Below are 11,591 nucleotides of genomic sequence, written 5' to 3'. Positions count from 1 at the left end.
AGATTTAGATGAGTATATTTGTTGTTTAAACAGAGAGTTCTTGAATAAGATAGAGTCTATAGCATGGCAAAGTACGTATATGTATAATGAATGAAACCTTATAAAATCTATGTTTTTTCTTTAGTGGAATAAAGTATAATTATAAAAATATAACCAACTTTTATTACTAGGTCATAAAAGTTGTTGACAATGTGGAAATTCTATTGATATGATTCATCATGTGGAAAGGTTGATAGAGAGTAAAAAGATAAATGTTTTTCATTGATAATAAAAGCGAAAAATAAGTGACGATAGAGTGAGTATATTTTCCTTATAATAGATGCTTTTTAATCACCTAGTAAAATCAATCTGGAAGCAAGAATTGATATATGTAAGTTGCGCAAGGCGCGGCATAAGAAAGGGGCAAAAGGATGAAGGAGCTTCATACGTTTGGGTGGTATGCAGCACGTGTATCACCACATTTGCCGAAAAAAGCATTTAAACCAGTTCCTACTCGTTTATTTGGCGGACTGGCTTATTTACTTGTGGCATTGGCGGGGTTAATATCGATTGGTGTATTTGAATTGAATGTGTGGGCTAATCTAGGAATTGCGATCGTTCTTGGATTATGTTTTGCTTCACTTGGGTTTTTAGGGCATGAAATTTTACATGGAACTGTTGTAAGAAAGGCATGGCTTCGTGATTTCTTAGGAGCGATTGCATTTATGCCATTATCAACAGGTCCTAAACTTTGGCGAAAGTGGCATAATGCAACGCATCACGTTCATACACAACATGAAGAGAATGATCCAGATGCATGGCCTACACTTGAGAAGCTTAAAAAGAGTAAGTTTTTGAGCTGGGTATATCGCATGCCTCTTCATGTACGTTCATTCTTTAGTTTTCTGTCACTAACAATTCAATTTACATTGCATTCGACTCGAATGTTCTTTCATTTTATAAAAGAGTTTAAGTCATCCAATCAAAAATCTGTATGGCTTCAACTTCTTTTGCCTTGGACTGTTTGGATTAGTTTATTGTTTATTATGGGACCTGGAAAATGGTTATTTGCATATGTGATTCCATTGTTAATTGCTAACTTTATTGTAATGGCATATATCGCAACAAATCACCGCTTAAATCCAATTGTTCCAGTAAATGATCCGTTAGCAAACTGTTTATCAGTAACAGTGCCGCGTTGGGTAGACGTTTTACATTTCAATTTCTCATATCATACAGAACATCATTTGTTCCCTGCTATGAGCTCTAAATACTACCCGTTAGTAAAAGAGAAAATTAAAGAAATGTGGCCGGAACGCTATCATGAGATGCCGATGACAAAAGCTTTGGCAGCGCTATGGAATACACCACGTGTGTATTATCAAGGAAGTGAATTAGTGGATCCGCATAGAGAGCATTTCTATGGTTCTTTAGGAAATGGGCTAGATCCTCATAATATTTCATATCGTGAGGAACATATAGAGGAAGAAGAGAGTATTAAAAAAGTAAATCAGTAAATATATATACATTTTGAAAAAAGCAAGCTACTGAAAAGTAGCTTGCTTTTTGTTATTTTGTAGCTTGATATACTTTTTGCATGTAGTAGTAACTTTTCTTGAGTCGTGATGTGTATTCGACAACATCACCCCATTTTGAATAGTTATACATAGCATATTCGCCATCTTGTGCAATTGTAATGTTTTCAGCTCCAATTTGAACTGTAAATCCAATTGCGTTAATAATTTGTTTCGTAGTTAAACCATCTATTTCTTCGTTTGCATAAATATCACCAATAAATTCTTTTATGTTTGGTGCTTTTGCATTTAATACCATCCAAGGAATTCGAAGTTCAATGTTTTCTTTTGCAGGAGTAGAAAAATCTGCAAGTGAGTTGTAATCAGCACTAGTCGGATTACTATTTCCCATAGTTAATGCTCCGACGTTAAATTTTTCAAATGGCAATTGCTCCTGAGTAAGTGGTAATGTAATTGGCAAACTTAATGCTGTATAAATAGGGGAGAATTGTCCGCTATTTTTTTCAGGTTTTGTATAAGGAACTAGATTTCGTTGGAAACCAAATTCATAAGAGAATACATCATAGTAAGAATCAACAAGTACTTGATTAGATTGTCCACCGTGCAGATCAATTTTAAAATCAGCGCCTTCTTTCATAGAAAGGCCGTTAAATTCTTTATTTCCTTGTTCAGGTAATATGTTTACTCCAATTGTAATAGGTTCCTCTTCAAGAGGTCTAGCTTTTGGACGATCAATGGATAAGTATAAATAGGACTCATCGTGTGTTACGAAAGTCGTGTAACCATTCTTATCTCCAATTTTTGTTTTTGTTTTCCAATCACTCGTATCACCATCGACATTAATAGTATGGGATTCAAATGATAGCAAACCGAAATGTTGTTCAGGAACTTGTACGTTGTTCCAATGTGGTCGTTCTTCCGTATTATCATATTTAGTTGTATTCCAAGAGAATTTAAACCATTCATCTTGCCAAATGAATACAATACCGCCGGCCAATTTCGCCTGAATAATATCTTCGAAGAGCTCTGCATTACGTTTTCCTTGTTCATCTTCATTCATATGCCCTTGGTCTTTTCCATGTATATTTTTATGAGAAATACCTCGGGATCCTGGGATACCAAATTCCGAAATAACAACAGGCATTTCATGTGAATCATGCAAGTCTTTTAAATAAGCAGCGTAACTATTGGATTGCCCTCGATGGTCTTTGAAATTTGCTTTATCTGGATCGAAATTTAAGAAGTCAGGGTAATAAGGATACACGTGATAAGAGGCAAACGCCCCGCTTGGGTAATTCTTATTAGCAAAGATATGATTTGGATTTATAGATACAGCATCTTCACCGATGAACGGTTCAGCAGGGTGATCTAGTAAATCTGTTGTAACCCAGTTGGAAAAAGCGATAGGCTGAGCGGTCTCATATTTGCTAATAGAATATTGAGCGATATGATTCATTCCTTCAGCTAGCCAAATTTCAAATGGACTGGCGTTCTTCGCTTCGAAATATTTCCCCTTAAATGAAGTTTTATCAGCATGTTTTTTATTTGTTTCGATGACCATGTCAGGATCCCACTCAATCCCCAGAATCCAACCAGCTAAATATTGTGACACATCATAATTATATTCACCGTAAGCATGTCCTTTTTCAGCAGCGATTGTTGTATTACCATGAATTACATCGGCTGTTCTTTCAATATTTTTAAAGAGTTCATTTTTTGATTTGTAAGCATCTTTTGTTTCTAACAGTTGTTCTTCTTCAACCCATACACCATGGAAGAAATATAAAGGTTGTTTTGCTTGTTGGTTAAATTCAAATAAAGCTTCGTAAAAAGCAGGAGGGTGAATGGTATAAACACGAATCGTATTTGCACCCATTTCGCTAATTTGTTTCAACCATTTTTTATATTCTGCTTTTGTAATTGCAGCATCACCTGGAAATGCCCCTGGTTTTGCCATACCTAGGTTCACACCTTTAATTGTCCAATCTTCCCATTTGCCTCCTGTATAATGCTGAAGGGTTTGCTTATTTCGCTCTGCTTTAAAACCATATGAAATATTATCTGCAGTGCTTTTTAGGAGCGTTGGTTGCAATCGGTGTTTTGTTGCATCTATCCCGAAAATAACTGCTAAAATAATTAGGATGAAGGCAATTCTTCGTAGCCACCAAAAACGTTCTGAAGATTGGTTTTCAAGAGATTTACGTTTCATTTTCCCCCAACCTTTAATTCGGAAAAGACTTTGAAACAGTCCTAAAAATCGGTACCAAACAGTCAGTGGACGATACCAAAATGATTCAGTTAACGACCAGAGAAGTAAGAGTGTAAAATCTTTAATACTATTTTGTTTTTTCATACTCCATTCTTCTAATAAAACAACTCCTACAGATAGAAATGATCCGTATAGTACGGTAGCAGCTAACAGTAAAAATACATATTCTGTGAAGATTTCATCGAATAGTAAATGATACAGTAGTAGTAAATAGCCAAGTATTTCAATAATAGGACCAAGCCATTCTAGTAATAAATAAAAAGGCATTGCAATCATACCGAAAGCTTTATATTTTGGACGGAATAAAATATCTTTATGGCGCCATAAGGTTTCACCTAAACCACGGTGCCAACGACTTCGTTGTTTGCGGAAGGTTGTTAAATCATCAGGAGCCTGTGTCCAGCAAATTGCGTTTGGGTTATAAATAATTTTCTTTTCTTCTCCATCTTGTAAAGCTTTTTTATGAAGGTGAACGACAAGCTCCATATCTTCTCCGACAGTTTTTCGTTGATACCCTCCAACACGAATAACTTCTCCTTTATCGAAAATACCAAATGCGCCAGAAATGATAGGAAGAATATTATACTTGCTCCATGCTAAGCGACCAAATAAGAATCCACGCAAATACTCGATAATTTGCATGAGCGCAAGAGGTTGTTTTGGAAGACGATTTTCGATCATTTGACCATTTTGTATGTAAGAACCATTCACAATACGAACACTTCCGCCAGTTACCATAACTTTTTCTGGAGATTCATAAATTGGTTTCATAGCTTTCATAAGTGCATCACATTCTAAGAGAGAATCAGCATCTAATGAACAAACGTACGGATAGTTGGAAATATTGATACCTGCATTTAATGCATCTGCTTTGCCGCCGTTTTCTTTATCGACAACGATAATTTGTTTATTAACAGATGAGCGATATATTTTTCGAATAGTCTCTGTTTCCAATTGTAATCTAACCACGTTCTGAATTTCGTATAGCTGGAAATGATCTTTTAATTGCTCTAATGTATCATCGCTTGATCCATCGTTTACGACGATTACCTCAAACTCAGGGTATTCTAAAGTTAAAAGTGATTGGACACTTGATACGATAGTGACTCCTTCGTTATAGGCAGGAACAATAATAGAGACAGGTCGAGTAATACCAGACTGTAAATAATGAAGTAATTCCCTATTTTCATCACGTTCTCTTTTTTTTCTTAAGGTGAATGCAGAAATCAGAAATATAGCTGTATAGAATAAGATAGCAACACCCATGTATAGTAAGAAGAGCCATTGTGAAATTTTTAAAAATATATCAAGATAATGCATATGTTGTCACATCCTTTCGTGCTAAAGCCTCTAATGCACTTTCACGTGCGAAACGATCAGGGTGATGTAAGGCAATTTCAATATACTTTTCTTGCCAGTTTGAATAATATTGAATTGCATGTTGGACTTCACGACGTACCCACCAAGATTGATGCCCTGCTTGTTCTAGTAAATAAGGGAAGTATCCTTCATCTTTAAAGGGGGTTATTACACGAATAAGCATGAGGTGAATTTGCCAACTGTCCTTTTTAAATAAATGTTCAATGTGCTCTTTTGTTTCTGTTTTCGGCATTAACTTTGAAATAGCATGTAACGAGCGAATAATAATTTCCTCATCTTCATTCATTAAGTTTTGAATGAGGAAAAGATAGCAGCTATTCTCTTCACGTGTACCGATTGCATTTAAAATTTCATATTGAAATTGTTTAGGCAATGTATAAAAAAATTCAACCCAGACAGAAAAATTTTCAGTTTGAGAAATACTTAAAGCAATCATAGTGTTGGGAATAGCGTCATGGACTCTTGTAGCAAGTAAAATTGCTTGCCTTGTGTTTAATGTACTTAATGTAGTAAATGCTTGATGCTGGATAGATCCAGATGTTTGAGTGCAGATATCTTTTACCTCATTTTCAAACTTTTTTATTTTGAAGAAAGAAATAATATCTAATATATTTTGTTTTTCTATATGAGTGCCGTGAACTAATTTTTCTTTATAATGGGGAAACAAATAGACTTGTAATAAATGATGAATGCGCTGTTTTTCATCAATCCCGGATACGAGCTGTGTAGCTTTAATGCAGAGAGATTCTAGTGCGTGAATATCTGCTGTATGTTCAATTTTGAAATCATGGCATTTATTATGCATGATAAATTCATATAGAAATTTTCTATTTTCTTCTTTCCATTTATGATTTTTTCTTTTGAAATTTCTACTACGTAATTTTAGTGAAATTAAATATATATACGCTATAAGAATAGCAACTATTAAAAAGATAACTATGGATTGTACAATTGTAACTATAATCAATAGCCTTCATTCCTTCCTTCTAATAAGTGCGCCAAACGAACCTTAAATTCTAAAGGTGAAAACGGCTTTTCAATAAAATCATCAGCACCGGCTTTAAATGCTTCCTCCAGGTGGTGGGCTGTTGATTTAGTAGAGGTCATAAAAATTCGGAAATGTCGACTAGGCAACAATCTCTTTAATCGATTAATAAGTTCTAAACCATCCATTTGTGGCATCATCCAATCCACAATTAGTATGAAGAATGGAAACTGTTCATAGATTTTTTCTGTGAAAAAGTGCTTTCCGCTAGTGAAATGATATACGTTTAGTAAAGTTGTGTATTCAGTTTTTATAAATTTTGTTAATAAGTCGTCAGCGGTTACTACTAATAGTGGAGGGGTTTGGCGAGATACTGACATATATTTTTGTAATCTCTTCTGGATTGTTTCAAAAGGTAATTTTGTATGTAACACCTCTTGTACTACGTGATGCATAATTTGTTCATCATCTACGTTCTCATAAAAATAAATGATAGGCTGTTGTATGAAATAAGAAGGGATAGTTTCTTTATATACAACAACACAATCAGCATTATTTATGTTGTCGAAAATTTGAATGGAGGCATTTTGAAGTACCTCAGGGATAGTACCAATTATATAAATTTTAAGTAATTGATCATCCTGTTTAAAGGAAAGCATCATTTCTGTGATATGCTCGACTACATCGTAGACAGAGCTAGAATCTTTTAACGTTGTAGATAATTGTTGTAAATCCTTTTGTAATTGATAGAATCCTAATGTTTCAGCCAGGCTAATTAAGTTGTTTATGTAGCTTGTAAGTTGCTGAAGATTATAAATTTGATATTTTTGTTTCAGCCAATCTTTATAAATTAAATCCAGCATAGTGACCTCCTTATACTATTTAAGATGTCTAGATGTGCATACCCATCTTTACTATATTATGGATAATTTTATGATGTGTAAAGAGGGAGACTGTAGAAATATAATGAATTTCTTATACATAGAAAAATATTATTGGAGTAAAAAGTATGGAGAAGAAACAAAAACAGGTTAAGGAAATAGTCCTTAACCTGTTAGTTTGTTCAAAGAGAAATTTCTTTTGTTTTCTTTTTGGCAGTCTGTATAGAGTTTGTTTCTTTTCGCTGTAATCGTTTTTCTAAAAGATTAACAAGGTAAGTGAATAGGAGAACGAGCACGAGATAATATAAACCAACGATTATATATGTATCTAATTGTTGGAAGTTCCCTGCAGCGATTGATAAACCTGACCCCCATAATTCGGACAATCCTACGTAAGCAACAAGTGAAGAATCTTTTAATCCAATAATAAATTGATTTCCTAAAGGAGGAATAGATTGACGAAATGCTTGCGGTAATACAATACGTCGCATTGCTAAAGAATACGGCATCCCTAGAGAGCGAGCAGCTTCCATTTGTCCACGATCGACAGATTGGATAGAGCCGCGGAAAATTTCAGTAATATATGCACCGTTATGGATTGCTAAAGCAATGGCTCCTGCCCAAAAAGGAGTAAAAACAACAACGGATGTAATCCCAAAATAGAGAATGGCGATTTGAACAATTAAAGGTGTACCACGAATAATGGCGATATATACGTGAGCAATACTATTTAAAACTTTATTGTTAGAGATTCGAAAGAAAGCGAATAGTAATCCAATTAGTGAACCGAGTAATAGGGATGTTAGTGTTAATTGTAATGTGACAATAGTAGCTTTTAAGAGTGTGGGATAGGTAGAGATAAAAATTTCAAACATGCGTTTCACCTCATATTGTATAGATTTTAGTAGAGAATGAAATGCCCCACACAAGGTGGGGCATGATTTATGGAAACTTTGAAGGGCTAAATTACTTCGTTTTTTCCTCTTCACCAAGAATATTACGCCCAAACCATTTTTTACTGATCTTTTCATACGTACCATCTTTAATAATTTCATCTAAAGCTTTATTTACTTTCTCGACCATTTCTTTATCATCTTTACGAATAGCAATTCCCATTTTATCAAGGTTTAGTGGTTTTCCAGCTTCTTTTATATTTGATTTACCTTCTTTGATCATGCGTAAACCAACCATTTGATCTGTAATTACTGCGTCGATACGTCCAGGCTCTAAGTCCATAAGTGCAGTAATATCGCTATCGTATTCTGTAATTTGATCTGTATATTTTGCAACGAGGTCTTTAAAGGTACTAGCTTTTACAACACCAATTTTCTTACCCTTTAAATCTTCTGGAGAAGAGATAGATGTATTCTTTTTAGCTACAAAAATTTGGGCACCAGAACGATAATAAGGATTTGAGAAATTAACAGCTTTTAAGCGTTCTTCTGTAATTGCCATACTGCCCAGTATTACATCATACTTTTTCGCTTTGAGACCTTGGATTAGCGTTTCCCATGGATTTGTAATAGGGGTTGGTTTCATATTCATTTTTTTCGCAAGTGCTTCACCTAGTTCTACATCAAAACCGACAAGTTTTCCGTCATTTTCTTTATAGTTAAAAGGTTTATATAAGCCACTCATCGCATAACGAAATTCTTTTTCACCATTTGAAGAAGTAGTAGCACTTTCCTTACTACAGGCTCCTAGTATAAAGGATGTGCATAATGTAATACTCGCAACAATGGTTAATAGTTTTCTTTTCATAAAACCCCTCCTATATATTGATCATACGGATGGTTTTAAGTATGTTATTGAAATATTTTATTTAGATGATTAGTTGTGCACCGTATGAATGTATTTCTTTTCGTTTGAAACAGAAGTTATATTATAAAACGTTACGTAAAAATTGTTTCGCTCGTTCATGTGATGGAGCTGAAAAGAATTGTGCTGGCGGAGCATCTTCTACAATTTTTCCATCATCCATAAAAATGACGCGATCAGCTACATCTCTTGCGAAATTCATTTCATGAGTAACAATAACCATGGTCATTCCTTCTTCAGCAAGTTCTTTCATAACTTGCAATACTTCTCCAACAAGTTCAGGGTCTAAAGCTGAGGTAGGTTCATCAAATAGCATAATTTTAGGATTCATAGCAAGAGCTCGTGCAATAGCAATACGCTGTTTTTGACCACCTGATAGGAGATGGGGCGTTACATCTGCTTTATCTTGTAGGCCGACTTTTTGCAGAAGCAGATTTCCAATTTCTTTTGCATTTGCTGCTTCTAATTTTTTTACATGAATAGGTGCTTCTATGATGTTTTCTAGTGAGGTCATATGAGGAAAGAGGTTAAAGTGCTGAAAAACCATACCGACATTTTCGCGGACTTTGTTTAAATTTGAATGCTTTGGATCAATTCGTTCACCTTGTAAGTGAATTTCACCTTCATCGTACATTTCTAAAAAGTTAAGACAGCGAAGTAATGTACTTTTACCGGAACCACTGGCACCAATTAAAACGACAACTTCTTTTTCTTGTACTTCTAAATCAATTCCTTTTAAAACGTCAAGTGAGCCAAATGATTTTACTAGATTTCGAACCTGAATCATACAAAACCCCCAGTCAAAAATATATTTTACAAATGTTGCCCCTTATTTCTGTTATTAGTCACAAATTGTCAGAATCCTTTATTTTTTTCGAATGACAGTTCTTATATAAATAAATTTGAATGTATAGTTCAAATGGAAAAACCACCTAATTTAGGTGGTTTTTCATATATTTACAAGTTTTTGATTTTAAATTGAGTGGCAAACGTTTCTAATTCTTCAACAAGCTTTTGCATTTGAAGAGACATATGTGTAATATCCTGTATTGATACTGACTGAGATTGTGAAGATTGGGATGTATAATTAGTCTCCGAAACTATATTTTGTGAAATTGAAGAGATATTAATAAGTGCGCTATTTATCTCTTCTGAGCTTGCTGACATTTCTTCTGCACTTCCTGTTATATCTTGTATTTGATCTGTAACTTCATTAATATGATCCACAATATTATGGAATGCTAATTTTGCATTTTGAACAGCATGAATGCCTTCTTGAATTTCTTGTTGTCCTTTCCCCATAACGTTGACTACATCTTTTGTATCATTTTGTACAAGCAAGTTAAGTTTTGTAATATCTGTAGCTGCTTGTTTTGATTGTTCAGCAAGTTTACGCACCTCTTCAGATACAACAGCAAATCCCTTTCCATGTTCACCGGCGCGGGCAGATTCAATTGCGGCATTTAAAGATAATAGATTTGTTTGTTCAGAAATGTAAGTAATAGTTTGTAATGCTTTATCGATATCTTGTGTACGAACAACCAATTGATCTACTACTTTATATATTTCATCCATGACAGTATGGATAGTTGTCATTTGAGAAATGGATTTTTCAATGATTTCAGTTCCTACATTCGCCTTATCAGAAGTAGAAATAGCTAAGTTTGAAATCGTTGTAGAAGATTCAGCTATGCTTTGCACTCCATTTGCTATTTCATCCATTGCTGTAGAACTATCTTTAATATTTGCAGACTGATCATTAATATGGTGAGACAACTGTTTCATTGCATTTGCGATGTTATCCATAGTGGAAGAGGAAACGGTTGCTGTTTCAACAATATGATTTGTAGAGCTTTTCACTTTTACACTTGTTTGAATCACATTTTTAATAATTTGTTGTAAGTTTGATATCATTTGATCAAAACTATTAAACATATGACCAAATTCATGATGATATTGTTTTGGTACGGCAATGGTTAAATCCCCTTTTCCAGCTGTATTCATTATGCTCCGTAATGAATTGATTGGATTGATAATTGATTTAGCAGTAAATAAGGAGATAAGAATGCAAAGAACTAAACATGCAATGAATAAAATAATGGTTATGCTTATCACTTGTTTATAAGAGTGTTCGCTGTCGTTATACAGACCTTCAGCTAACTTTTCATTATAATCACTAAGATTTTTTAAAGCACCTACTGTAGCCGATAAATTAGGATCAACTGTAGTTAGGTAAAATGAATACGCCTGATTAAGTTTATTTTCTTTAATGAAATCAAGCATTTGAGTACGATGCTTTTTATAGTTTTCTAGCTTTTCTTTATATTGGTTAAGTAGCTTTTCTTCTTCGCCTGTTATATATGTATTTTCGTATTGAGCTTGTAATTTTTCGCTTGCTGTATTTGTATCATTTAATTTATTTAAAATTGTAGTACGCCGATTCTCGTCTTCCGTAATAATGAGTTCCTTTACATAACTAAACTCTTGGTATAGGCTGCTCTCAATAGATCCTAGCCATTTAATGGGTTGTAGACGATCCACATATACTGTTTGAAGCTGTTTGTGCATGTGTTGTAAATTTATATAATTTACAACGCTAATAATTAATATGGAAAGAATGGGTACTGCTACTAACAATATTAATCTGTTTATAACGTTTAACCGATATAAAATTTTTAACATAGAATCACCTAACCTTAAATTATTTAGTTGAATATGTAATTGGCATCCAAATAAAATTATAC

Annotated in this window: 8 protein-coding genes; 1 reads left to right on the top strand and 7 read right to left on the bottom strand. The window is 34.0% G+C overall.

All coding sequences use genetic code 11. The annotated features are described in order from the left end of the window. Window positions 1-410: 410 nt before the first annotated feature. Window positions 411-1,496: a Delta(10) desaturase DesB gene (desB, locus tag QCI73_RS25500; protein ID WP_000661225.1), complete on the top strand. Its 1,086-nt coding sequence runs from the start codon at window positions 411-413 to the stop codon at window positions 1,494-1,496. Between the two features lie 52 nt (window positions 1,497-1,548). On the opposite strand, the gene QCI73_RS25495 is transcribed toward desB, so the two are convergent. The 7 genes from QCI73_RS25495 to QCI73_RS25465 form a co-directional block, all read right to left on the bottom strand. Continuing rightward, entirely contained in the window at window positions 1,549-5,103 is a 3,555-nt protein-coding gene (locus tag QCI73_RS25495; protein WP_353823989.1) for a glycosyltransferase family 2 protein, read from the bottom strand. Then, entirely contained in the window at window positions 5,090-6,130 is a 1,041-nt protein-coding gene (locus tag QCI73_RS25490) for a HEAT repeat domain-containing protein (RefSeq protein ID WP_353823988.1), read from the bottom strand. Before QCI73_RS25490 ends, QCI73_RS25495 begins: the two co-directional genes overlap by 14 nt. Then, window positions 6,127-7,011 (bottom strand): response regulator, encoded by an 885-nt coding sequence (locus QCI73_RS25485; RefSeq protein WP_014481563.1) that lies wholly within the window; start codon window positions 7,009-7,011, stop codon window positions 6,127-6,129. Before QCI73_RS25485 ends, QCI73_RS25490 begins: the two co-directional genes overlap by 4 nt. Window positions 7,012-7,211: 200 nt before the next feature. Next, window positions 7,212-7,904 carry an amino acid ABC transporter permease gene (locus tag QCI73_RS25480; RefSeq protein ID WP_327923697.1) on the bottom strand — a complete coding sequence of 231 codons (693 nt, stop codon included), beginning with the start codon at window positions 7,902-7,904 and terminating at the stop codon, window positions 7,212-7,214. Window positions 7,905-7,995: 91 nt separating this feature from the next. Then, window positions 7,996-8,790, bottom strand: a complete 795-nt coding sequence (locus QCI73_RS25475) for an ABC transporter substrate-binding protein (RefSeq protein ID WP_353823987.1) — start codon at window positions 8,788-8,790, stop codon at window positions 7,996-7,998. A gap of 121 nt (window positions 8,791-8,911) precedes the next feature. Further along, window positions 8,912-9,634 (bottom strand): amino acid ABC transporter ATP-binding protein, encoded by a 723-nt coding sequence (locus tag QCI73_RS25470; RefSeq protein ID WP_000616942.1) that lies wholly within the window; start codon window positions 9,632-9,634, stop codon window positions 8,912-8,914. Between the two features lie 170 nt (window positions 9,635-9,804). Beyond that, entirely contained in the window at window positions 9,805-11,529 is a 1,725-nt protein-coding gene (locus QCI73_RS25465) for a methyl-accepting chemotaxis protein (protein ID WP_353823986.1), read from the bottom strand. Window positions 11,530-11,591 lie beyond the last annotated feature (62 nt).

It is taken from the genome of Bacillus cereus group sp. MG16, assembly GCF_040459875.1.
In the GTDB taxonomy this organism is placed as follows: Bacteria; Bacillota; Bacilli; order Bacillales; family Bacillaceae_G; genus Bacillus_A; species Bacillus_A paranthracis.
The sequence above is the reverse complement of the archived record's forward strand: the minus strand, read 5'-3'. Positions and strand labels throughout refer to the sequence as shown.

Excerpts from the sequence above, each read along its gene's own strand:
- desB (WP_000661225.1), top strand. The coding sequence starts at position 411 with ATGAAGGAGCTTCATACGTTTGGGTGGTATGCAGCACGTGTATCACCA.
- QCI73_RS25495 (WP_353823989.1), bottom strand. The coding sequence starts at position 5,103 with ATGCATTATCTTGATATATTTTTAAAAATTTCACAATGGCTCTTCTTA.
- QCI73_RS25485 (WP_014481563.1), bottom strand. The coding sequence starts at position 7,011 with ATGCTGGATTTAATTTATAAAGATTGGCTGAAACAAAAATATCAAATT.
- QCI73_RS25480 (WP_327923697.1), bottom strand. The coding sequence starts at position 7,904 with ATGTTTGAAATTTTTATCTCTACCTATCCCACACTCTTAAAAGCTACT.
- QCI73_RS25475 (WP_353823987.1), bottom strand. The coding sequence starts at position 8,790 with ATGAAAAGAAAACTATTAACCATTGTTGCGAGTATTACATTATGCACA.
- QCI73_RS25470 (WP_000616942.1), bottom strand. The coding sequence starts at position 9,634 with ATGATTCAGGTTCGAAATCTAGTAAAATCATTTGGCTCACTTGACGTT.
- QCI73_RS25465 (WP_353823986.1), bottom strand. The coding sequence starts at position 11,529 with ATGTTAAAAATTTTATATCGGTTAAACGTTATAAACAGATTAATATTG.